We start from the raw sequence: 20,509 nt of genomic DNA on the forward strand, positions 1-20,509 counted from the left end.
ATCCTGATTTCCCATTCCCAACTTCCCAACCCCCGACAGACTGAAGGAGCGTTTCATGGCAAAGATCGCCATCGTGTATCACAGCGGCTACGGCCACACCGCCAAGCAGGCCGCCGCCGTCGCCGCCGGCGTCAATGAGGTGGCCGGCGCCAGCGCCCAACTGGTGGCCCTGGACGACATCGCCGCCGTGCCCTGGGCCGACCTGGATGGGGCCGATGGCATCATCTTCGGCGCCCCCACCTACATGGGCGGCCCCTCCGCCAAGTTCAAGGAATTCGCCGACGCTTCCTCCAAGGCCTGGTTCACCCGGGCCTGGCAGGACAAGGTGGCCGGCGGCTTCACCAACTCCGCCTCCCTCAACGGCGACAAGCAGGGCACCCTGGGCGCCCTCGCCACCCTGGCCCTGCAGCACGGCATGATCTGGGTCAGCCTGGGGCTGCTGCCGGCCAACAGCTCCAAGGCCCAGCGCAACGACGTGAACCGCATGGGCGCTTCCTACGGCGCCATGGCCCAGTCCGACTCCGACATCGGTCCCGACGTGGCGCCTCCTGCCGGCGACCTGGAAACGGCCCGCCTCTACGGCGCCCGGGTGGCCGCCACCACCCTGCGCTTCGTCCGCGGCAAGCAGTAAGCCGCCTCCGCCCCACTCCGACCCCGGCTTCGTGCCGGGGTTTTTGCTATAGTGGCCGGCACAATAGAAGGAGGGGAGCCCCATGCACATGATTTCTTCCGTCGCCGACCTCTCGGTCGTGCTGGTGGAACCGTCCCACACCCAGGCCCATATCGTCGGCCAGTTCCTGCGCAACCTGGGCGTCGCCAACATGCAGACCGCCGCCAGCGGCGCCGATGCCCTGGCCCTGCTGCGCCGGTCCAAGCCTTCCGTGGTCATCAGCGCCATGTATCTGCCGGACATGACCGGCACCGAGCTGGTCTACGCCATGCGCGCCGACGATGACCTGGAAATGCTGCCCTTCGTGCTCATCTCCAGCGAAACCCGGCCCAAGGTGCTGGATCCCATCCGCCAGTCCGGCGCCTGCAGCATCCTGCCCAAGCCCTTCAGCGAAAAGCAGCTGCTCACCGCCCTGCGCGCGGTGATCGACTACCTGGAGCCGGAAGGCCAGCTGGAAGTGCCGGTGGACCTGGAAAGCCTGAAGGTACTGATCGTGGACGACAGCCCGGTGTCCCGCAAATTCCTGCGCCACATCCTGGAGAACCTGGGCATCGAGAACTTCCTCGAAGCCAGCAATGGCAAGGAGGCGGTGTCCGTGCTCGGGGAAACCATGGTGGATCTGGTGCTGACCGACTACAACATGCCGGAAATGGACGGCAAGGCCCTGGTGGAATACATCCGCCAGCAGAGCTGGCAGGCCACCGTGCCGGTGCTGATGGTCACCAGCGAATCCAATATGAGCCGCCTGGCCGCGGTGGAGCAGGCCGGCGTTTCCGCCATCTGCGACAAGCCCTTCGACCCCAAGACGGTCAAGGGTCTGATCGAGCGGGCCATGTGGGGCTGAGCCGGGGTTCTCCGGCCTGAAGCGAAAAGGGAGCTGCGGCTCCCTTTTTTATTGCCGCTCGTTCGGCGGAGTGGCCGGCGGTGGGCGAAAAAAAGCCCGCCGGGGTTGCCGGCGGGCACAAGCTAGGGATGAACCTGGGCTCAGTTGCTGTTCTGCTGCAGCTGCTTGAGCAGTTCGTTCTGACCCTCTTCGCCGGAGCCTCCACCTTCTCCCTCCTGCTGCTGCATCAGGGAGTTGAGGTCCATGGCTTCGGATTCCTGCTGGGTCGGGGCCCGGTGGGCCGGATCGCCGTAGCTGACGATGCCCGGGAAGATGATGATGAGGGCCACCATGATGATCTGGATGCACACGAACGGCACGGCGCCCCAGTAGATATCGGTGGTCTTGATCGAGGCCGGGGCCACGGAGCGCAGGTAGAACAGGGCGAAGCCGAAGGGCGGGTGCATGAAGGAGGTCTGCATGTTCACCCCCAGCAGCACGCCGAACCAGATCAGGTCGATGCCCAGCTTTTCCGCCACCGGTCCCAGCAGGGGCACGATGATGAAGGACAGTTCGAAGAAGTCCAGGAAGAAGGCCAGGACGAAGACCAGGATGTTCACCACGATGAGGAAGCCCAGCTGGCCGCCCGGCAGGGAGGTCAGCAGGTGTTCCACCCACAGGTCGCCGTTCACCGCCCGGAAGACCAGGCCGAACACCGTGGAACCCACCAGGATGAAGACCACGAAGGAGGACAGTTTGGCGGTGGTGTCCATGGCCTGCTTGAGCAGGGAGACGGACAGCCGCTTGCGCATCAGGGCCAGGATCAGGGCGCCGCTGGCACCCATGGCGCCGCCCTCGGTGGGGGTGGCGATGCCCATGAAGATGGTGCCCAGCACCAGGAAGATCAGCACCAGGGGCGGCACCAGGGAGGTCAGCACCCGCATCAGCAGCTTGGCGCCGCGCAGGGAGCGGGCTTCCAGGGGCAGGGCCGGGGCGGCGTTGGGCTTGATGAGGGTGAGGATGACGACGTAGCCCACGTACAGGCTGGTCAGGATCAGGCCGGGGACCATGGCGCCTTCGTACATGTCGCCCACGGACTTGCCCAGCTGGTCGGCCATGATGATCAGCACCAGGGAGGGCGGGATGATCTGGGCCAGGGTGCCGGAGGCGGCGATGACGCCCGAGGCCAGGCGCTTGTCGTAGCCGTAGCGCAGCATGATGGGCAGGGAGATCAGGCCCATGGAGATCACCGAAGCCGCCACCACGCCGGTGGTGGCCGCCAGCAGGGCGCCGACGAAGATCACCGCGTAGGCCAGGCCGCCGCGCATGGGGCCGAAGAGCTGGCCGATGGTGTCGAGCAGATCCTCCGCCATGCCCGAGCGCTCCAGCACCAGGCCCATGAAGGTGAAGAAGGGAATGGCCAGCAGGGTGTCGTTGGCCATGATGCCGAAGACCCGTTCCGGCAGGGCCTGGAACAGGGCCGGGTGGAGCAGGCCCAGTTCCATGCCGATGAAGCCGAAGACCATGCCGTTGGCGGCCAGGGCGAAGGCCACCGGGTAGCCGAAGAGGAGGAACAGGACGAGGGCGCCGAACATTACCGGCGCCATGTTGTTGATCAGGAATTCCATGGTTATGCCTCGCCTTTCTTGGCCTTGATTGCGGCCGCCAGTTCTTCTTCGGCGGAGGGGCCTTTGTGCTTTTCAGCGGGGTTGGCGATCAGGCCGCGCAGGAAGGCGATGCGCTTGATCAGTTCGGAGAGGCCCTGCAGCACCAGCAGCAGGAAGCCGACGGGAATCATCAGGCGGGCCGGCCAGCGGATCAGGCCGCCGGGGTTGGAGGACATTTCACCGGAGTCCCAGGCATTCATGAAGATGGGCCAGGACAGGTACATGATCAGGACGGCCATGGGCATCAGGAACAGCAGGGTGCCGATGATGTCGATCCAGGCCTGGCCGCGGGGGGAGAACTTGCCCGCCACCACGTCGATGCGCACGTGCTCGTTGCGCAGCAGTGTGTAGCCGGCGCTGAAGAGGAAGATCACGGCGAAGAGGTACCACTGGATTTCCAGCAGACCGTTGGAACTGTAATTGATGGTGTAGCGCATCACGGCGTTGCCGGCGCTGAGAATGGTCATGAGCAGCACCAGCCAGATCACGGCTTTGCCGACGCGCTCGTTGAGGGCGTCGATCCCGCGGGAGACGCTGAGCAGAAAGGTCACGGTTGGTTCCTCCAGAGATGTCGAAAATGCCGGGCTTCTTGGGCCCATCGCTTGTATTTCGGCTTGTGGCCAGGGCAGGCGTGCAGCGCGTCTGCCCGAGTCTTGCGGGAGGTGTCCTGGCCTCGTTGGTGGCGGCCGGGTGCCCAATCCCACAAATTGCGCGGCGATTGTGGCACAGGGGCCGGGGGCGGGCCATTGGTGGAAACCCTAGCCGGCAGCGGCTTTCCGGCCGGTGACGCTGGCATTTTGACGGCCTGTTTCCCTTCTGCCGCCGGGTCTGCTAAAACCCTGGTTTTTGCCCTGTGTTGCCGGAGCCGTCGATGGTCAAAGCCCCCACCCGCATCTGCGTCATTCGCCACGGCGAGACTTTCTGGAATGCCGACCGGCGCATCCAGGGCCATCTCGACATCGGCCTCAATCCCACCGGGCTGCGCCAGGCCCGGGCCGCGGCGCGGCGCCTGGCGGCCGAGGCCGGCACGGTGACGGCGGTGTACAGCAGCGATCTAGCCCGGGCCCGGGTCACGGCGGAGGCCATCGCCGCCCATCTGGGGCGCCCCGTGTGCCTGCGGCCGGCCCTGCGGGAGCGCAGCTACGGTATTTTCGAGGGGCTCACCTACGACGAGGCGCGGCAGCAGCACCCGGGCGCCTATGCGGCCTTCGAGGCGCGCCAGCCGGAACTGCCCATTCCCCAGGGGGAAAGCCTGGAGGACTTTTCCGCCCGGGTCAGCCGCTGCCTGGAGGCCCTGGCGGCGGAACACCGGGGCGAAACGGTGGTGCTGGTGTGTCACGGCGGGGTGCTGGACGTCATCAACCGCCACGTGCGCGGACGCCCCCTGGCGGCGCCCCGGGATTTCACCATCCCCAATGCCGGCATCACCTGGCTGGAAAGGGACGGGGCCGGCTGGCGCATCGTCCAGTGGAGCTGCACCCGGCACCTGGAAGACGGCGCCCTGGACGAGCTGCCGGGCTGACTCTGCCGGGCGGTGCCCCAAATTGGGGCAGGGTTTTCCCCGGGAGGGGTGGCGGCGGGGGTTGGCATGATACAATTTCCGCCTTTTTCAACGGCTTGAGAGGCAGCACCGATGTTCTCCGCAAACGACACCCTGGCGAAAGTGGACCCCGAACTCTGGAAGGCGATCGAAGATGAAAATCGTCGCCAAGAAGAGCACATCGAACTGATCGCCTCCGAAAACTACGTCTCCAACGCGGTCATGGAGGCCCAAGGCTCCCAGCTGACCAACAAGTACGCCGAAGGCTACCCCGGCAAGCGCTACTACGGCGGCTGCGAATACGTGGACGTGGCCGAGCAGCTGGCCATCGAGCGCCTGAAGAAGCTGTTCGGCGCCGAAGCTGCCAACGTGCAGCCCAACTCCGGTTCCCAGGCCAACCAGGCCGTACTGATGGCCTTTGCCAAGCCCGGCGACACCATCATGGGCATGAGCCTGGCCGAAGGCGGCCACCTCACCCACGGCATGGCCCTGAACATGTCCGGCAAGTGGTTCAACGTCGTCTCCTACGGTCTCAACGAGAAGGAAGAGATCGACTACGACAAGATGGAAGCCCTGGCCCGCGAGCACAAGCCGAAGATCATCGTCGCCGGCGCCTCCGCCTACGCCCTGCGCATCGACTTCGAGCGCTTCGCCAAGATCGCCAAGGAAGTCGGCGCCATCTTCTGGGTGGACATGGCCCACTACGCCGGCCTCATCGCCGCCGGCTACTACCCCAACCCGGTGCCCTTCGCCGACGTGGTCACCTCCACCACCCACAAGACCCTGCGCGGTCCCCGCGGCGGCGTCATCCTGATGAAGGCCGAGCACGAGAAGGCCCTCAACTCCGCCATCTTCCCCGGCCTCCAGGGCGGCCCCCTGATGCACGTCATCGCCGCCAAGGCCGTGGCCTTCAAGGAAGCCGCTTCCCCCGAGTTCAAGAAGTACCAGGAGCAGGTGATCAACAACGCCCGCGTCATGGCCAAGGTCCTGGGCGAGGAGCGCGGCCTGCGCATCGTTTCCGGCCGTACCGAGTCCCACGTCTTCCTGATCGACCTGCGCGCCAAGAAGATCACCGGCAAGGAAGCCGAAGCCGCCCTGGGCAAGGCTCACATCACCGTGAACAAGAACGGCATTCCCAACGACCCGGAAAAGCCCTTCGTCACCTCCGGCATCCGTATCGGTTCCCCGGCCATGACCAGCCGCGGTTTCACCGAGATCGAAGCCGAGCAGATCGCCCACCTGGTGGCCGACGTGCTCGACGCGCCGAACGACGAAGCCAAGCTGGCCGAAGTGCGCGCCAAGGTGGCCGCGCTCTGCGCCAAGTTCCCGGTCTACGGCAAGTAAGACGGCCAGGGCGGCGCAGCGATGAAATGCCCCTTCTGCGGAGCGATGGACACCACGGTGGTGGACACCCGCATCAACGAAGACGGCGACATCGTGCGCCGCCGCCGCCGCTGCCTCAACTGCGACAAGCGTTTCACCACCTATGAGCGGGCGGAAATCCGCCTGCCCCAGGTGGTCAAGAAAAACGGCTCCCGGGTGGACTACAACCGGGACAAGCTCTCCGCCAGCCTGTGGCTGGCCCTGCGCAAGCGGCCCGTGACCACCGAGGCGGTGGACGGCGCCATTACCCGCATCGAAGAAAAACTGCTGGCCCTGGGCGAGCGGGAAATCCCCTCCGAAAAGGTGGGCGAGATGGTGATGCGGGAACTGAAGAAGCTGGACAAGATCGCCTACGTCCGCTTTGCCTCGGTCTATCGCAACTTCGAGGACGTGGACGAGTTCTCCCACGCCGTGCGCGAAGTGACCCCGGGCAAGCCTGTGCGTCGCCCCCGCGACGAGTAATTCTCCCCTCATCTCATGCCCGCCGCCCCCGGCACCGCTGCCGACCACGCCCACATGGCCCGGGCCCTGGCCCTGGCCGAACAGGGGCTGTTCTCCACCTCCCCCAATCCCCGGGTCGGCTGTGTCCTGGTCAGGGACGGCGTCGTCGTCGGCGAAGGCTGGCATGTGCGGGCCGGCGAGCCCCATGCCGAAGTCCATGCCCTGCGCGCCGCCGGCGAAGCCGCCCGGGGCGCCACCGCCTACGTCACTTTGGAGCCCTGCAGCCACCACGGCCGCACCCCGCCCTGCGCCGAAGCCCTGGTGGCCGCCGGTGTCGCCCGGGTGGTGGCGGCCATGGAAGACCCCAATCCCCTGGTGGCCGGCCGCGGCCTGGCCATCCTGCGTCAGGCCGGTATCGAAGTCTGTGCCGGCGTGCTGGCCAATGAGGCCCGGGAACTCAACATCGGTTTCGTCTCCCGCATGACCAGAGGGCGCCCCTGGGTGCGCCTGAAAGCCGCCTCCAGCCTGGACGGCAGGACGGCCCTGGCCAACGGCCAGAGCCAGTGGATCACCGGGGCCGAGGCGCGCCAGGACGGCCATCGCTGGCGGGCCCGGGCCTGTGCCATCCTCAGCGGCAGCGGCACCGTGCTGGCCGACGATCCCCAACTCAACGTGCGCGGCGTCGACACGGAGCGCCAGCCCCGCCCGGTGGTGGTGGACAGCCGCCTGCAAACCCCGCCCACGGCCCGTCTGCTGGACGGCCGCCCGGTCCTCATCGCCACTGCCAACCCGGACCTGGCCAAGGCCGCGGCCCTGGCTGCCCAAGGTGCCGAGGTGCTGCTGCTGCCCGACGCCGCTGGCCGGGTGGATCTGGCTGCCCTGCTCTTGGAGCTGGGGCGGCGGGGCATCAATGAACTGCACGTGGAAGGCGGTGCCGGCCTCAACGGCGCCCTGCTAGCCGCCGGGCTGGTGGACGAGCTGCTGCTCTACCTGGCGCCGACCCTGCTGGGCAACCCAGCCCTGGGCCTCTTCGGCCTGCCCGAGCTGACCTCCCTGGAGCAGCAGCAACGCCTGCGGTGGCACGACCTGCGCCAGGTGGGCGGCGACCTGCGCATCCTGGCCCGCCTGGCCTGAGCCGGCGGCGGATATTCCCCAAATACGGCGTCACTGAAAGGCAATAGGGACGCCATTCTTCGCCTATGCACGGCGGAAAGTGGCGTCCCTATTGTCTTTCAGGCCTGGTGCTTGCAGCCGCCCTTCATCGGCTCCCGCATACCGGGCAGCCCGGGTCCTTCTGCAGGCGCACCGTGCGCCATTCCATGGTCAGGGCGTCGAGCAGCAGCAGCCGCCCGCCCAGGGTCTGGCCGCAGCCGGCCAGCAGCTTGAGGGCCTCGGCCGCCTGCAGGGTGCCGATGATGCCGGTGAGGGGGGCGAAGACGCCCATGGTGGCGCAGCGTACCTCCTCCACGTCCTCGCCTTCGGGAAAGAGGCAGTGGTAGCAGGGCGCCCCGGGCTGGCGCGTGTCGAAGACGCTGATCTGGCCGTCGAAGCGCACCGCGGCGCCGGAGACCAGGGGCTTGCCCAGCTTGACGCAGGCCCGGTTTACCGCGTGGCGGGTGGCGAAGTTGTCGCAGCAGTCCAGCACCACGTCGGCCTTGGCCACTTCCGCCTCCAGGTCCGCCCCTTCCAGGCGGCGGGCGATCACTTCCACCCGGGTTTCCGGATTGAGGCGCTGCAGGGCGTCCCGCCCCGATTCGGCCTTGGGCCGGCCGACGGAGGCTTCCGTGTGCAGGATCTGGCGCTGCAGGTTGGTCAGGTCCACCGTGTCGCCGTCGGCCAGGGCCAGGGTGCCGACGCCGGCAGCGGCCAGGTACAGCGCCGCCGGCGAGCCCAGGCCGCCGGCGCCGATGACCAGGGCCCGGGCGGTGAGAAAGCGTTCCTGGCCCTCGATACCGATGGGGTCGAGGAGGATGTGGCGGCTGTAGCGGAGCAGTTGCTGGTCGTTCATGGCGAGGGGCTGGGCGTGGCTAGAAGGGCCGTCGGGGCGGCGGGCAAAACAAAGGGGCCGTTGTGCGCGGCGAGGCAAAATAAAGGGGCCGCTGTTGCGGCCCCTGGGGCGTGGCCGGTGCGGCCTATTTGTATTCCCGCCATTCGGGCGGGGTTTCGTCGTGGTCCCCGTGGGGGTGGCGTTCCCAGGCCTGGGCGTAGGCCTTGGAGGAGGACTTGAGGGGCCGTTCGGGCGCTTCCAGATTGTGCAGCTGGGTTTCCTCGACATAGTAGATGAGGGCCCGCATCAGCTTGCTCATGAGGGTGTTGTCGAGGTGGAAGCCCTGGTCCACCAGGCCTTCTTCCAGGCCCCGGTAGGTGTAGTCGGTGAGGTCGTAGGCGACGGCCACGGCCCGCTTTTCCGTCTCGGGCACGGCGTCCAGGTTTTCCAGGCCGGTCAGCAGATCGGCGGCTTCAGGCACTTGCCCCGGGGGGAAGCGGGAAAACAGGATTTCCCGCTTCTTTTGAGTATCCAGACGGCGCGACAACTTGGCGGCGACTCGTTTCATGGCCCTCTCCCCGAGATTCTGCTGTTAGGCTCGTTACGGCTTATTCTGCATGATCTGCAGACCCTTGAGAAGGTTGAGGGCCTGGTTCAGCTGGTAGTCACTCTTGGAGGCGAATTCGGCCGGCGCCGGCAGTTCGGACTTCTCATCCTCTTCCTTGCCCTTGTTCTTGCCGTTGGCCTTGCCATCCTTGGATTTGGGCGCCGCGGCGGCTTCCTTTTCCTTGTCATTGATCAGATGGCGTTCCAGGTCGGCTTCCCGCAGGCGCTCCGGGGAGGCGCCGTTGGCGGACTCTTCCACGTTGATGTCCGGCACGATGCCCTTGGCCTGGATGGAGCGGCCGTTGGGCGTGTAGTAGCGGGCGGTGGTGAGCTTGATGGCGGTGTTGCCGGGCAGGGGCAGCACGGTCTGCACCGAGCCCTTGCCGAAGGTCTGGGTGCCCAGCACCACGGCGCGCTTGTGGTCCTGCAGGGCGCCGGCGACGATTTCGGAGGCGGAGGCGGAGCCGCCGTTCACCAGCACTACCAGGGGCACCTTCTTCACTTCGGCGGGCAGGTTCTTCAGGTAGTCGTCGCGGCTGCCGCGCAGGTAGTCCTCGGCGCTGGCGAAGTACTGGTGCTTGGCGTCCGGGGTGCGGCCGTCGGTGGATACCACCAGGGCCTTGGCCGGCAGGAAGGCGGCGGAGACGCCGACGGCACCGTTGAGCAGGCCGCCCGGGTCGTTGCGCAGGTCCAGCACCAGACCCTTGAGGGCGCCGTCCTTGTACAGGTCGGAGAGGTGCTTGACCAGGGAGGGGCCGGTGTTTTCCTGGAACTGGGTGACGCGCACGTAGCCGTAGCCCGGTTCCACCAGCTTGGACTTGACGCTCTGCACCTTGATCACTTCCCGGTTCAGGGTGACGACGATGGGCTTCTGCTCGCCCTTGCGCACGATGGTCAGGGTGATGGGGGTCTTGGGCTTGCCGCGCATGCGCTTGACGGCGTCGGAGAGGGTCATGCCCTTGACCGGGGTGTCGTCCAGCTTGACGATCAGGTCGCCGGCCTTGAGCCCGGCGCGGAAGGCGGGGGTGTCCTCGATGGGGGAAACCACCTTGACGAAGCCGTCTTCCATGCCGACTTCGATGCCGAGGCCGCCGAATTCGCCCTGTGTGCCGACCTGCAGTTCCTTGAAGGAATCCGCATCCAGGTAGGAGGAGTGGGGGTCCAGATTGGAGAGCATGCCGGAGATGGCATTGGTGATCAGCTTCTTGTCTTCCACCGGCTCCACATAGCCCTGCTTGATGGCGTTGAAGACTTCGGCGAAGGTGCGCAGCTCCTCGACGGGCAGCCCGGCCCGGGTTTCCTTGTCGGCGATGGCGGAAATCTGGACCGACAGCAGGATGCCGGCCACCATGCCGACCCCGATCAGTCCCACCTGTTTCAACGGCTTGCCCATCTTCACAAAAAGTCTCCTACTTCAAGCTCGCCCATTTGAGCGGGTCGAGCGGCTGGCCTTGATGGCGAAGTTCAAAGTATAAACCGGATTCCGGGTTGCCACCGCTGTTGCCGATGACGGCGACAACCTCGCCCGGCTTCACCGTTTCCCCCACGTGTTTGTAGAGGGATTCGTTGTTGCCGTAGATGGTCAGGTAGCCGTCGCCGTGGTCCAGGATCAGCAGGTTGCCGAAGCCCCTCATCCAGTCGGCGAAGACCACCCGGCCAGCGGCCACGGCATGGACGTCACCCCCGGCTGCGGCCCGGATGAAGAGGCCCTTCCAGGTGCTGCCTTCCTGGCGGGCAGTGCCGAAGCGGTTGCTGACGGTGCCCCGCACCGGCAGGCGCAGGGAGCCCTTGAGGCGGGCGAAGTCGCCGGAGAAGCGCGCCAGGCCTGCGTCTGGGGTCTTGTCGTTGTCGATGCCGGGCGTTTGACCGCCGCTTCCGGCGGGCCGTTCCGCCGGCGCCCGGGGCTTGGCTTCGGGCTTGGGCGGCCGGGCCTTCTGCTGGGCGATGATGCGGGAGAGGCCGTCGATGAGGCGGGTCAGGCGCTTTTCGTCCTGCTGCAGGGCGCCGATTTCCTTGCGGCGGGATTCGATCTGCTGGGAAATCTTGGCCAGGGTGGCCTGGCGCTGGTTCTTCTGGGCCAGCAGCTGCTGGTGCTGCTCCTTCTGCTTGGCTTCCACCTCGGCCAGCTCGGTTTCCCGGTTGCGGGTGTCTTCGGCCAGGGCCTTCTTCTGCTTCAGGGTGCTGCCGATCTGTTGCAGCAGGGCCGTGCGCGCCTTGGCCACGGCCGACAGGTAGTAGAGGTCCCGTGCCATCTGGTTGGGGTTGTCGCCGTTGAGCAGCAGGCGCAGTGAGTCGGAGCCCTCGCCCCCTTCCATGTACTGACGGATCAGGAGTTGCTCCAGCTGGGTGCGCTGGCCCGCCAGGGTGTCTTCCAGTTCCCGAGCCTGGCTGGCCAGCTGCTGCAGGGTGTTCTGCAGGTTGCCCCGCTGGCCGGACAGCTGGCGCAGGTCCCGGGATAGGTTGGAGATGCCCTTTTCCGCATCCTTCAGCTGGTCGGCCACGTCGGCCCGAGATTCCTCGGCGGTGGCCACTTCCTTGCGCAGGCTGTCGATGCGGCCCTGCAGCTCCTTCAGGTCGGCCTTGCTGCTTTCCGCCTGATGCTCCGGATTGGCAACGGCGCCGGCCGTCACGCCGGCGGCAACCGCCGCCGCTTTGCGCGGCGTGACGGCGGCTTTGGTCGGGGCTTTGCCCGGCGCGGCCTTGGTCGCAAGCTTGGCCGTGGTTTTGGCAGGTGCCTTGGTCGGCGGTGCCGACTTTTTCAGCGGCGCCTTCTGTACCACCACCTTGGCCGGCGTTTTGCTGGAAGCGGCGGGTTTGGTCGCCGGCGTGGCGGCCAGAGTGGCGGACTGGTACAGGGCCAGGCCGCCCAACAGGGCCAGCAGAAAGGTTCGCCCGAGGCCGCTTGGCCGTGGCGAGGTGGATGTGCTGGAATGCCGCGTGCCGCTCACCCTGGCATTACCCGCGAAAAGTGGAGAGTGGGGCAGGTCAGGGGGCGCTGCGGCGGTGCGGTCCTGTACATGGGGCTGTGGCCAGATTGGGGGTGGGGAGAGGGGTTTTTGACCGCACTACTGCAAAGACGGTTGATGTGGATTAAATCGAGCCGGCACTCGGTAGGCTAGATTAATGGATTATTTTATAATGATTTCGCCCCAGCCACGAGCCTGTCCGGAGCTTCCGCGCCCGACGCAGCCGTTCGCCAGCCCGGGTTTTACTGGAGAAGTGCCGCGGTGGAAGCTTCCTTTAACTTGATTGAAAAGCAGGAACATATCGAACTGGCCGCCCGGGCGCTGAAGGCGATCGCCCATCCCTTGCGCCTGAAGATACTCTGCGTGGTCGGCGATCAGGAAGCCTGCGTGCAGGAAATCGTCGATGCCGTCGGTACCTCCCAAAGCAATATTTCCCAGCACCTGGCCATCCTGCGGGAGAAGGGCGTGCTGCTGACGCGCAAGGACGCCAACCGGGTCTATTACCGGGTGGGCGACGCCCGTACCCTGCAACTGATCGGCATGATGCGCGAGGTCTTCTGCGGCGTGCCCCAGGGCAGCGGCCACTAGAATCACCCCTGGGGGGCTTGGTTGCGGTAATCTCCCCGAGTCGTTTTCCCCTCATCACCCCTTACGGAGTCTGGTTTGGATTTTATTAAGCAGAACGCTTTTCTGGTCGGTCTGGTCCTGGCGAGTGGCCTGGCCCTGGTGGTTTCCCTGCTGCGCGGCAATGGCGGCAAGGCCGTTTCCGCCACCGACGCCACCCTGCTGATCAACCGGGAAGATGCCCTGGTGATCGACGTGCGCGATCCGGCCGAGTTCGCCACCGGCCACCTGCCCAATGCCCGCAACACGCCCCTGAACAAGCTGGACGAACACCTGGCTTCCCTGGACCAGTACAAAGACCGGGCCATCGTGGTCTGCTGCGCTTCCGGCATCCGTTCCGCCAAGGCCTGCGAGCAGATGCGCAAGGTCGGCTTTGCCAAGGTGGTGAATCTCTCCGGCGGTGTCGGCACCTGGACCCAGGCCGGCCTGCCCCTGTCCCGCGGCAAGGCCTGAGGAGTCCGTCATGAAACGTGTTCTGATGTATTCCACCGCCGTCTGTCCCTACTGCATCCGCGCCGAGCAACTGCTCAAGAGCAAGGGCGTGGCCGAAATCGAGAAGGTCCGGGTGGACCTGGAGCCGGCCCGCCGCGAGGAAATGATGGAAAAGACCGGCGGCAAGCGTACCGTGCCCCAGATTTTCATCGGCGACACCCACGTCGGCGGCTGCGACGACCTCTATGCCCTAGACCGTGCCGGGGGGCTGGTGCCCCTGCTGGCCGACGAGTCCTGAGTCTCCCTTTCAACCGAATCACTGGAAATCCAAACCATGAGCCAAGCCGAATCCCCCGTTTTCGCCATCGAAAAGCTGTACGTCAAGGATCTGTCCGTCGAAGTGCCGAATGCGCCCCAGATTTTCCTGGAGCAGACCTCCCCCCAGGTGGACATCCAGCTGCGTAGCGAAGGCTCCGGTCTGGGCGACGGCATGTTTGAAGTGGTGTTGACCGTCACCGTCACCGCCAAGCTGGAAGACGGCAAGACCGTGTTCCTGGTGGAAGCCGGCCAGGCCGGCGTGTTCCAGATCCGCAACGTGCCGGAAGAAAACCTGGAGCCCCTGCTGGCCATCGCCTGCCCCAATGTGCTCTTCCCCTATGCCCGGGAAGTGGTTTCCAGCGCCATCGCTCGCGCCGGCTTTGCCCCCGTGGTGCTGCAGCCGGTCAATTTCGAGGCCCTCTACATGGCCCGTCAGGCCGAAGCCCAGCAGGCTGGTGCCAACGAAGTTCCCATCCAGTAATTCAACCGGCAGCCGGAGGTAGGACATGTGCCAGCGCGTATCTTCTTGGATGACGGTTTTGTCGCGTGCCCTGCTTCTTTGCCTGCCGGCCCTGGCCGTCCAGGCGGCTGACTACCGTTCGGTGGAGCCGGGCGAAGGCTCGGCTGCCGCCATCCTCTACGATTCGCCCTCGAAGAAGGGGGTGCCCCAGTTCATCATCCGCCGCTATACCCCGGTGGAAGTGGTGGTCAATCTGGAAGGCTGGGCCAAGGTCCGGGATGCGGCCGGCGGGCTGGCCTGGATTGAGCGGGCGGCCCTGGCCGATCGCCGTACCCTGCAGGTGACGGCGGACCGGGCCGAGGTGCACCAAGCCGCCGATACCGCCTCGCCCCTGGCGTTCCAGGCGGAAAAGGGGGTTGCCCTCGAGCTTCTCGAAGCAGGTCCGGCCGGCTGGGCCAAAGTCCGGCATCGGGACGGCCAGACCGGCTATCTCCGGGCCAACCAGGTCTGGGGCCTTTAAGTATTGATCCATCCATGAATATTGCCGTTCTAGGTGCCGGCGCCTGGGGAACCGCGCTGGCCATCGCCTTTGCTCCGGCCCACCGGGTCCGTCTGTGGTCCTGGGAGCAGCCCCAGGCCGAGATCATGGCCCGGGAGCGGGCCAACAGCCGTTACCTGCCGGGTGTTTCGTTCCCCGAGGGGCTGGAGGTCGGCTCCGACCTGGCCTGGGCCGCCGCCGATGCCGACCTGTTGTTGGTGGCGACGCCCCTGGTCGGTCTGCGTCCCACCCTGCGCAGCCTCAAGGCTGCCGGCCTGGCCGGTAGGGTACCCGTGCTGTGGGCCTGCAAGGGCCTGGAGGCTGGTTCCGCCAAGCTGCCGCACCAGGTGGTGGCGGAAGAGTTGGGCGCCGATCATCCCTGCGGCGCCCTTTCCGGCCCCAGCTTTGCCGATGAAGTGGCGCGGCAGCAGCCGACGGCCATCACCCTGGCTTCCGCCGATGGGGAACTGGCGGCCCGCCTGGCTCGGCAGCTGCATACGCAGCGCCTGCGCATCTACGCCCACGATGATGTGGTGGGGGTGGAGGTGGGTGGTGCGGTGAAGAATGTGCTGGCCATTGCCACCGGCATCGCCGACGGCCTGGACCTGGGACTCAATGCCCGGGCGGCCCTGGTGACCCGGGGACTGGCCGAAATCGCCCGTCTCGGTGAGGCCCTGGGCGGGCGGCGGGAAACCTTCATGGGCCTGGCGGGGATGGGTGACCTGATCCTCACCTGTACCGGCGACCTGTCCCGCAACCGCCGGGTCGGCCTGGCCCTGGGGCAGGGCAAGACCCTGGCCCAGACCCTGGTGGATCTGGGGCATGTGGCGGAGGGTGTCAGCACGGCCGCCGAGGTGGCCGGACTGGCCCGTCGCCTGGGCATCGACATGCCTATCACTGCCGCCGTGGATGCGGTGCTGCACCACGACCTGCCGGCCGCCGAGGCGGCGAGCCAGCTGCTTTCCCGGGACCCCAAGCCCGAGCAGGGCTGATTTGCCGATGACCTAACGGCCGCCGGCAAAGTCCAGTTGCCGCCAAACTTCAAACGCCATCACGGCGGCGGCATTGGAAAGATTGAGACTGCGCTGGTCCGGCAGCATCGGCAGGCGCAGTCGTTGCTCCGGGGCAAACTGGCACAGGATTTCCTCAGGCAAACCTGCCGTTTCCCGACCAAAAACGAAGGCATCGTCTTGCCGATATCGCACCGTGTCGTAACGTTGTCCGCCGCGGGTGGATAGGGCGAAGATGCGCCGTCCCGCCATGGCTACCAGGCAGCTCTGCCAGTCTCCATGGTGTGTGACTTTGGCATATTCGTGGTAGTCCAGCCCCGCCCGCCGCAATTGTTTGTCCGAAAGATCGAATCCCAAAGGTTCGATGAGATGTAATTCACAGCCAGTATTGGCGCAAAGGCGAATAATGTTGCCGGTGTTGGGCGGGATTTCGGGCTGGTAAAGAATGATGGCGGTCACGAAGGCACGATGCGGCTTGGGTTGGTTGGTAAAAAAGCGCTATAGTTCAAAAAATTAAGCGTCAATCTTAAAGCAGATTGGAGATTTTATGGCGCGGCCGGAGAAAATCCGACTCGGTGACCTGTTGATTCAGCAAGGGCTGCTGACCGAAGCACAGCTCAAGCTGGCCCTGGAAGAGCAAAAGCTGACCGGCCGCAAGCTGGGCCGCATTTTCGTGGATGGGGGGTACGTCAGCGAGGAGCAGATTTCCCAGGCGCTGGCCCGCCAGTTGCGCATCCCATTCTTCGACCTGAAGACCTTCAACGTCAAGCCGGACCTCACCAAGCTGCTGCCCGAGGCCCAGGCTCGCCGTTTCCGCGCCATTCCCCTGGAAGACCGGGGCAGCGCCCTGCTGGTGGGTCTGGTGGATCCCACCGACCTGCTGGCCTACGACGAAATCGTCCGCCTCGTCCGGCGGGATATCGAGCTGGCGGTGGTGACCGAGAGCCAGCTGCTGGTCACCATCGACCGCCTGTACCGGCGTACCGAGGAAATCTCCGGCCTGGCCAAGGAACTGCAGGCGGAGCTGGGCGACATGCCCATCGAATTCGGCGAACTGCTGGGGCTGACCCCGGGCGCCGAAGATGCGCCGGTGGTGAAACTGCTGCAGACCGTGTTCGAGGAAGCGCTGCGCACCCGCGCGTCGGACATCCACATCGAGCCCCAGGAGGCGCGCCTGCGCATCCGCTTCCGCATCGACGGCGTGCTGCACATCCAGACCGAGGCCGACCCGAAAATCGCCACTGCCGTGGCCCTGCGCCTGAAACTGATGTCCGGCCTGGACATCTCCGAAAAGCGCCTGCCCCAGGACGGACGCTTCAACATCAAGGTGCGCAACAATCCGGTGGACGTGCGGATTTCCACCATGCCCACCCAGTACGGCGAGTCGGTGGTGATGCGGATCCTGGCCCAGTCCAACGGTATCCTCGGCCTCGACAACATCCACATGCCGGCCCATATCCTGGACCGTCTGCGGCATGCCATCCACCGTCCCAGCGGCATCGTCCTGGTCACCGGACCCACCGGCTCCGGCAAGACCACCACCCTGTATGCGGCCCTGTCCGAACTGAATACCACGGAAAAGAAGGTCATCACCGTGGAAGACCCGGTGGAATACCGGCTGCCGGGCATCAACCAGGTGCAGGTGCACGAAAAAATCGATCTTTCCTTCGACCGGGTGCTGCGTACGGCCTTGCGCCAGGATCCGGACATCATCCTGGTGGGCGAAATGCGCGACCAGATGACGGCCGAAATCGGCATGCGGGCCGCCATGACCGGCCACCTGGTGCTGTCCACCCTGCACACCAACGATGCCATCTCCACGCCCATTCGCCTGCTCGACATGGGGGTGCCGCGCTACATGGTGGCCCTGTCCCTGCAACTGGTCCTGGCCCAGCGTCTGGTGCGCGTGATCTGCGATTCCTGTGCCGCGCCCCATGTGCCGGAGCCCCACGAGCGCGAGTGGCTGCGCTATGAGCTGGGCGAGCAGCTCGACGGTCACCACTTCAAGAAGGGTGCCGGGTGCCCCCATTGCGGCGGAACTGGCTACCAGGGGCGTACCGGTGTATGGGAAATGCTTGAAATGACCAGCGAGGTGGTGGAAGCCACCAATCAGGACGATCCCTCCATCTTCATGCAGGCAGCCCGCAAGCAGATGGGCGGCAACACCCTGCGCCGGGATGCGGTACGCCTGGCCCGTCAGGGCCGTACCACCATTGACGAGGCCATGCGCGTGGCCAGCCAGACGGAAGACTGAGCGTGGCCAATTTCAGCTATCGGGGCCGCAGCAGCGGCGGTGGCCTGGTCAATGGCTCCCTGGAGGCCATGTCTGCCTCGGCCGTGGCCGATCAACTGTTGTTGCAGGGGATTACGCCGCTGGAAATCAAGCCGGCGCCCAAGCAGGAGGACGGGGCCGGCCTCAAGTTCAACCTGACCCTGTTTGCGGAAAAAGTCCGTCACGTGGACGTGCTGCTTTTCAGCCGCCAGATCTATACCTTGCTCAAGGCCGGCGTGCCGATCATGCGCGCCTTGGCCGGCTTGCAGGAATCCAGCAGCAACGGCGCCATGAAGCGGTTGCTGCAGGAAGTGCGGGAGAGCCTGGATTCCGGCCGTGAATTGTCCGCGTCTCTGGCGCGTCACCCGACTGTTTTCCCCCCGTTCTATCTCTCCATGGTGCGGGTGGGGGAAATGACCGGTCGGCTGGAGGAGATATTCCTCCGTCTCTTCTACCACCTGGATTTCGAGCAGTTCATGCGCAACCAGGTGAAGTCGGCCCTGCGTTATCCAAGCTTTGTCGTGGCAGCCATGGCGATTGCCATCGTGGTTGTGAATATCTGGGTGATTCCTGCTTTTGCCCAGGTGTTCAAGGGCTTCAACGCAGAGTTGCCCTTCATGACCCGCTTGCTCATCAATTTCTCCGATTTCATGGTGGCCGACTGGCCCTATCTGCTGGCGGGATTGGTCGGGATCATATTCGCCTTCCGCGCCTGGGTGGCGACACCCATGGGGCGCTACCTGTGGGACCGGACCAAGCTACGGGTTCCCATTGCCGGGAAGATCGTGGAAAAGGCCACGCTGGCGCGCTTTTCCCGCAGCTTCGCCCTGGCGGTGCGTAGTGGTGTGCCAGTGGTGCAGGCCATGAGCGTGGTGGCCCAGACAGTGGACAATGTCTTCATCGCGGACAAGATCGAGAAAATGCGCGAAGGTGTGGAGCGGGGCGAGTCCGTCCTGCGTACTGCCATCAGCGCCCGGGTATTCACCCCTATTGTGTTGCAGATGGTGGCTGTCGGCGAGGAATCCGGCGCCCTGGACGACATGATGGAAGAAGTGGCGGACATGTATCAGCGTGAGGTCGAGTACGAACTGAAAAACCTCTCCCAGCAGATCGAGCCGATTCTTATCGTGGCCCTTGGCATCTTGGTGCTGGTTCTGGCGTTGGGCATCTTCCTGCCGATCTGGGACTTGGGCAAGGTTGCCTTCAAGCGCTGATGGCGATGGACCGTCGGATCAGGGGGGCATCCCGTTTCGAGTTGTTGGTCGTTTTGGTGATTGCTTTAGTTTTGTTGGCAGGGCTGCTGCACCGGTTGAGGGAAGTGCAGATGGCGGTGGAGCGCACCGCCGTGATTTCTGTGCTGGATACAATACGGGCAGGCGTGTGGCTGGAAGCGGCCGCCCGTATCGGAACGGAAGGAGATGGAGCCCTGGCTCGTCTGGAAACCGAGAATCCCTTTCCTGCCTTGCATGGCGCTGTTCCGGCCTATGCCGGGGTAATTGCCGGGGATTACGGAAATTTACAAATCGGGGGCTGGTACTTTGATGCGGAGCGAAAGAAAATCCTTTATCGCCCAAGGTATTCCGAGAACTTTTTCACAAACGAAATTACGTCTGAAAGCGTAGAGTTCACAATCGACGCCGTGTACCGGGAATCCCCGTCGCATGGGCGAGTATTTGAGGGCATGCGTATCACCGGCCAATGTGCGTGCGGGTGGTTGCCAAAACATTACGCGGCTTCACCCGCAGGGAGAGAGTAATGAAGTTGATCCGGGCCCAGCAGAAGGGCTTTACCCTTATCGAACTGATCGTTGTGATCATCATCCTGGGCATCCTGGCGGCTACGGCTTTGCCCCGTTTTGTCAATCTGCAGGTCCAGGCGCGCCAGGCTAAGTTGCAGGGGGCGGTAGCCTCCGTGCGTGCCGCCTCCGCTCTGTTCCACGCCACTTGCCTGGCTCGTGCCGGTACCGGCGGAAGCTGTCCTGCCGATGGCACTACCGTAATCAATATTCCGATGGAAGGCGTGAATATTACCGGGGTCGCTCAGTATCCGACCGCTGATGCCAATGGTATTGTCGCCGCTGCCGGGTTGTTGGCGGGGGCTGCTGCCGGCGCCGGGGTGGATTATGTGACCAGCGGTGGCGGCTCCGGTGCTGCCAACACCCTGACCATTGTGGTCCCCGGCGGCACCGGCACCAACTGCCAGTTTACCTACCAGTCTGCCCAGATGTCCGGTACCACTACGGTCATCGCGCCGGTCATCGGCACTGCAACCGCCAATTCCGAATGTCTGTGATTTTTTTCTAAAGGAGTCTTTACTGTGAAAAGCCAACAAAAAGGTTTTACCCTGATCGAACTGATCGTGGTGATCGTCATTCTGGGTATCCTGGCTGCGACCGCCCTGCCCAAGTTCATCGACCTGAGCGGTGATGCCCGTGCCGGCGTGATCCGTGGTGTGGAAGCTTCCATGCGTTCCGCCAACGTCATGATTTACGGCAAGGCTGCCGCCCGCAATGCTCTGGGTGCCGGTCCCACCACCATCTCCGCCACCAACTCCGTCAATGTCAGCGTGGTTTACGGCTATGCTGCCAATGCCGCCGCCCTGAGTTCCGTGATGGACCTGAGCCCGGCGTCCGATTTTTCGATGGATGGTACCTCCGGCATCCAGCATGCCAAGGCCACTACTCCGGCCAATTGCAAGGTGACCTATACTCCTGCTGGCGCCAACACCCAGCCTACCTACACGGTCGTCACTAGCGGCTGCTGATGCATGATG

At 65.0% G+C, this 20,509-nt stretch carries 24 protein-coding genes; 17 read left to right on the forward strand and 7 right to left on the reverse strand.

The features are described from left to right. Nucleotides 1-55 precede the first annotated feature (55 nt). Nucleotides 56-631, forward strand: coding sequence for a flavodoxin family protein (locus AC3QLZ_RS13280; protein WP_014236361.1), 576 nt, complete (start codon nt 56-58; stop codon nt 629-631). Nucleotides 632-713: 82 nt separating this feature from the next. Beyond that, complete coding sequence (locus AC3QLZ_RS13285) at nt 714-1,514, forward strand: response regulator (protein ID WP_014236362.1); 801 nt, start codon at nt 714-716, stop codon at nt 1,512-1,514. 140 nt (nt 1,515-1,654) lie between these two features. On the opposite strand, the gene AC3QLZ_RS13290 is transcribed toward AC3QLZ_RS13285, so the two are convergent. Both AC3QLZ_RS13290 and AC3QLZ_RS13295 read right to left on the reverse strand, forming a co-directional pair. Continuing rightward, nucleotides 1,655-3,121 (reverse strand): TRAP transporter large permease, encoded by a 1,467-nt coding sequence (locus AC3QLZ_RS13290; RefSeq protein WP_014236363.1) that lies wholly within the window; start codon nt 3,119-3,121, stop codon nt 1,655-1,657. Nucleotides 3,122-3,123: 2 nt separating this feature from the next. After that, nucleotides 3,124-3,711 carry a TRAP transporter small permease subunit gene (locus tag AC3QLZ_RS13295; protein WP_014236364.1) on the reverse strand — a complete coding sequence of 196 codons (588 nt, stop codon included), beginning with the start codon at nt 3,709-3,711 and terminating at the stop codon, nt 3,124-3,126. A gap of 320 nt (nt 3,712-4,031) precedes the next feature. Here AC3QLZ_RS13295 and AC3QLZ_RS13300 point away from each other — a divergent pair, with 320 nt between their 5' ends. From AC3QLZ_RS13300 to ribD, 4 genes are all read left to right on the forward strand, one after another. Next, nucleotides 4,032-4,682 carry a histidine phosphatase family protein gene (locus tag AC3QLZ_RS13300; RefSeq protein ID WP_014236365.1) on the forward strand — a complete coding sequence of 217 codons (651 nt, stop codon included), beginning with the start codon at nt 4,032-4,034 and terminating at the stop codon, nt 4,680-4,682. Nucleotides 4,683-4,793: 111 nt separating this feature from the next. Then, complete coding sequence (glyA, locus tag AC3QLZ_RS13305) at nt 4,794-6,044, forward strand: serine hydroxymethyltransferase (RefSeq protein ID WP_014236366.1); 1,251 nt, start codon at nt 4,794-4,796, stop codon at nt 6,042-6,044. Between the two features lie 21 nt (nt 6,045-6,065). After that, on the forward strand, nt 6,066-6,545 hold the full coding sequence (nrdR, locus tag AC3QLZ_RS13310) for a transcriptional regulator NrdR (RefSeq protein WP_043797837.1): 480 nt from the start codon (nt 6,066-6,068) through the stop codon (nt 6,543-6,545). A gap of 15 nt (nt 6,546-6,560) precedes the next feature. Further along, nucleotides 6,561-7,658 (forward strand): bifunctional diaminohydroxyphosphoribosylaminopyrimidine deaminase/5-amino-6-(5-phosphoribosylamino)uracil reductase RibD, encoded by a 1,098-nt coding sequence (ribD, locus tag AC3QLZ_RS13315; RefSeq protein WP_014236368.1) that lies wholly within the window; start codon nt 6,561-6,563, stop codon nt 7,656-7,658. 124 nt (nt 7,659-7,782) lie between these two features. Here ribD and AC3QLZ_RS13320 read toward each other — a convergent pair whose 3' ends face one another. The 4 genes from AC3QLZ_RS13320 to AC3QLZ_RS13335 all read right to left on the reverse strand — a co-directional run bounded on the left by AC3QLZ_RS13320 (nt 7,783) and on the right by AC3QLZ_RS13335 (nt 11,987). Further along, nucleotides 7,783-8,532: a HesA/MoeB/ThiF family protein gene (locus AC3QLZ_RS13320; RefSeq protein WP_014236369.1), complete on the reverse strand. Its 750-nt coding sequence runs from the start codon at nt 8,530-8,532 to the stop codon at nt 7,783-7,785. A gap of 124 nt (nt 8,533-8,656) precedes the next feature. Next, nucleotides 8,657-9,079, reverse strand: coding sequence for a hypothetical protein (locus tag AC3QLZ_RS13325; protein ID WP_014236370.1), 423 nt, complete (start codon nt 9,077-9,079; stop codon nt 8,657-8,659). Nucleotides 9,080-9,112: 33 nt separating this feature from the next. Then, nucleotides 9,113-10,510: a S41 family peptidase gene (locus AC3QLZ_RS13330; protein WP_043798861.1), complete on the reverse strand. Its 1,398-nt coding sequence runs from the start codon at nt 10,508-10,510 to the stop codon at nt 9,113-9,115. A 16-nt stretch (nt 10,511-10,526) separates the two neighbouring features. Continuing rightward, nucleotides 10,527-11,987: a murein hydrolase activator EnvC family protein gene (locus tag AC3QLZ_RS13335; protein ID WP_014236372.1), complete on the reverse strand. Its 1,461-nt coding sequence runs from the start codon at nt 11,985-11,987 to the stop codon at nt 10,527-10,529. 375 nt (nt 11,988-12,362) lie between these two features. On the opposite strand from AC3QLZ_RS13335, the gene AC3QLZ_RS13340 reads away from it, so the two are divergent. From AC3QLZ_RS13340 to AC3QLZ_RS13365, 6 genes are all read left to right on the forward strand, one after another. Further along, complete coding sequence (locus AC3QLZ_RS13340; protein ID WP_172974818.1) at nt 12,363-12,671, forward strand: ArsR/SmtB family transcription factor; 309 nt, start codon at nt 12,363-12,365, stop codon at nt 12,669-12,671. A 75-nt stretch (nt 12,672-12,746) separates the two neighbouring features. Then, on the forward strand, nt 12,747-13,160 hold the full coding sequence (locus tag AC3QLZ_RS13345; protein WP_014236374.1) for a rhodanese-like domain-containing protein: 414 nt from the start codon (nt 12,747-12,749) through the stop codon (nt 13,158-13,160). 10 nt (nt 13,161-13,170) lie between these two features. Beyond that, entirely contained in the window at nt 13,171-13,437 is a 267-nt protein-coding gene (gene grxC, locus AC3QLZ_RS13350; RefSeq protein ID WP_014236375.1) for a glutaredoxin 3, read from the forward strand. 36 nt (nt 13,438-13,473) lie between these two features. Beyond that, on the forward strand, nt 13,474-13,938 hold the full coding sequence (gene secB, locus AC3QLZ_RS13355) for a protein-export chaperone SecB (protein WP_014236376.1): 465 nt from the start codon (nt 13,474-13,476) through the stop codon (nt 13,936-13,938). A gap of 49 nt (nt 13,939-13,987) precedes the next feature. Then, on the forward strand, nt 13,988-14,437 hold the full coding sequence (locus AC3QLZ_RS13360; protein WP_130459355.1) for an SH3 domain-containing protein: 450 nt from the start codon (nt 13,988-13,990) through the stop codon (nt 14,435-14,437). Nucleotides 14,438-14,451: 14 nt separating this feature from the next. Beyond that, a complete protein-coding gene (locus AC3QLZ_RS13365; RefSeq protein WP_014236378.1) occupies nt 14,452-15,447 on the forward strand; it encodes an NAD(P)H-dependent glycerol-3-phosphate dehydrogenase in 996 nt (331 codons plus the stop codon). A gap of 12 nt (nt 15,448-15,459) precedes the next feature. Here the strand turns inward: AC3QLZ_RS13365 and AC3QLZ_RS13370 are convergent, their stop codons facing one another. After that, on the reverse strand, nt 15,460-15,924 hold the full coding sequence (locus tag AC3QLZ_RS13370; RefSeq protein ID WP_014236379.1) for a tRNA (cytidine(34)-2'-O)-methyltransferase: 465 nt from the start codon (nt 15,922-15,924) through the stop codon (nt 15,460-15,462). Between the two features lie 124 nt (nt 15,925-16,048). On the opposite strand from AC3QLZ_RS13370, the gene AC3QLZ_RS13375 reads away from it, so the two are divergent. Genes AC3QLZ_RS13375 through AC3QLZ_RS13395 form a run of 5 tightly spaced genes read left to right on the forward strand, consistent with a single transcriptional unit; the run spans nt 16,049 to nt 20,500 of the window. Beyond that, entirely contained in the window at nt 16,049-17,719 is a 1,671-nt protein-coding gene (locus AC3QLZ_RS13375; RefSeq protein WP_238526338.1) for a GspE/PulE family protein, read from the forward strand. 2 nt (nt 17,720-17,721) lie between these two features. Beyond that, entirely contained in the window at nt 17,722-18,951 is a 1,230-nt protein-coding gene (locus AC3QLZ_RS13380) for a type II secretion system F family protein (protein WP_014236381.1), read from the forward strand. Next, nucleotides 18,951-19,493 (forward strand): hypothetical protein, encoded by a 543-nt coding sequence (locus AC3QLZ_RS13385; RefSeq protein ID WP_043797842.1) that lies wholly within the window; start codon nt 18,951-18,953, stop codon nt 19,491-19,493. Before AC3QLZ_RS13380 ends, AC3QLZ_RS13385 begins: the two co-directional genes overlap by 1 nt. Beyond that, nucleotides 19,493-20,029, forward strand: a complete 537-nt coding sequence (locus AC3QLZ_RS13390; protein ID WP_014236382.1) for a prepilin-type N-terminal cleavage/methylation domain-containing protein — start codon at nt 19,493-19,495, stop codon at nt 20,027-20,029. Before AC3QLZ_RS13385 ends, AC3QLZ_RS13390 begins: the two co-directional genes overlap by 1 nt. 24 nt (nt 20,030-20,053) lie before the next feature. After that, nucleotides 20,054-20,500 carry a type II secretion system protein gene (locus AC3QLZ_RS13395; RefSeq protein WP_014236383.1) on the forward strand — a complete coding sequence of 149 codons (447 nt, stop codon included), beginning with the start codon at nt 20,054-20,056 and terminating at the stop codon, nt 20,498-20,500. The last annotated feature ends 9 nt before the right edge of the window (nt 20,501-20,509 follow it).

This window comes from Azospira sp. MPR-LB4 (genome assembly GCF_058809525.1).

What these genes read in the sequence shown, in the direction of transcription:
- AC3QLZ_RS13280 (WP_014236361.1), top strand. Translation starts at nt 56, where the DNA reads ATGGCAAAGATCGCCATCGTGTATCACAGCGGCTACGGCCACACCGCC.
- AC3QLZ_RS13285 (WP_014236362.1), top strand. Translation starts at nt 714, where the DNA reads ATGCACATGATTTCTTCCGTCGCCGACCTCTCGGTCGTGCTGGTGGAA.
- AC3QLZ_RS13290 (WP_014236363.1), bottom strand. Translation starts at nt 3,121, where the DNA reads ATGGAATTCCTGATCAACAACATGGCGCCGGTAATGTTCGGCGCCCTC.
- AC3QLZ_RS13300 (WP_014236365.1), top strand. Translation starts at nt 4,032, where the DNA reads ATGGTCAAAGCCCCCACCCGCATCTGCGTCATTCGCCACGGCGAGACT.
- glyA (WP_014236366.1), top strand. Translation starts at nt 4,794, where the DNA reads ATGTTCTCCGCAAACGACACCCTGGCGAAAGTGGACCCCGAACTCTGG.
- nrdR (WP_043797837.1), top strand. Translation starts at nt 6,066, where the DNA reads ATGAAATGCCCCTTCTGCGGAGCGATGGACACCACGGTGGTGGACACC.
- ribD (WP_014236368.1), top strand. Translation starts at nt 6,561, where the DNA reads ATGCCCGCCGCCCCCGGCACCGCTGCCGACCACGCCCACATGGCCCGG.
- AC3QLZ_RS13320 (WP_014236369.1), bottom strand. Translation starts at nt 8,532, where the DNA reads ATGAACGACCAGCAACTGCTCCGCTACAGCCGCCACATCCTCCTCGAC.
- AC3QLZ_RS13325 (WP_014236370.1), bottom strand. Translation starts at nt 9,079, where the DNA reads ATGAAACGAGTCGCCGCCAAGTTGTCGCGCCGTCTGGATACTCAAAAG.
- AC3QLZ_RS13330 (WP_043798861.1), bottom strand. Translation starts at nt 10,510, where the DNA reads ATGGGCAAGCCGTTGAAACAGGTGGGACTGATCGGGGTCGGCATGGTG.
- grxC (WP_014236375.1), top strand. Translation starts at nt 13,171, where the DNA reads ATGAAACGTGTTCTGATGTATTCCACCGCCGTCTGTCCCTACTGCATC.
- secB (WP_014236376.1), top strand. Translation starts at nt 13,474, where the DNA reads ATGAGCCAAGCCGAATCCCCCGTTTTCGCCATCGAAAAGCTGTACGTC.
- AC3QLZ_RS13360 (WP_130459355.1), top strand. Translation starts at nt 13,988, where the DNA reads ATGACGGTTTTGTCGCGTGCCCTGCTTCTTTGCCTGCCGGCCCTGGCC.
- AC3QLZ_RS13365 (WP_014236378.1), top strand. Translation starts at nt 14,452, where the DNA reads ATGAATATTGCCGTTCTAGGTGCCGGCGCCTGGGGAACCGCGCTGGCC.
- AC3QLZ_RS13385 (WP_043797842.1), top strand. Translation starts at nt 18,951, where the DNA reads ATGGCGATGGACCGTCGGATCAGGGGGGCATCCCGTTTCGAGTTGTTG.
- AC3QLZ_RS13390 (WP_014236382.1), top strand. Translation starts at nt 19,493, where the DNA reads ATGAAGTTGATCCGGGCCCAGCAGAAGGGCTTTACCCTTATCGAACTG.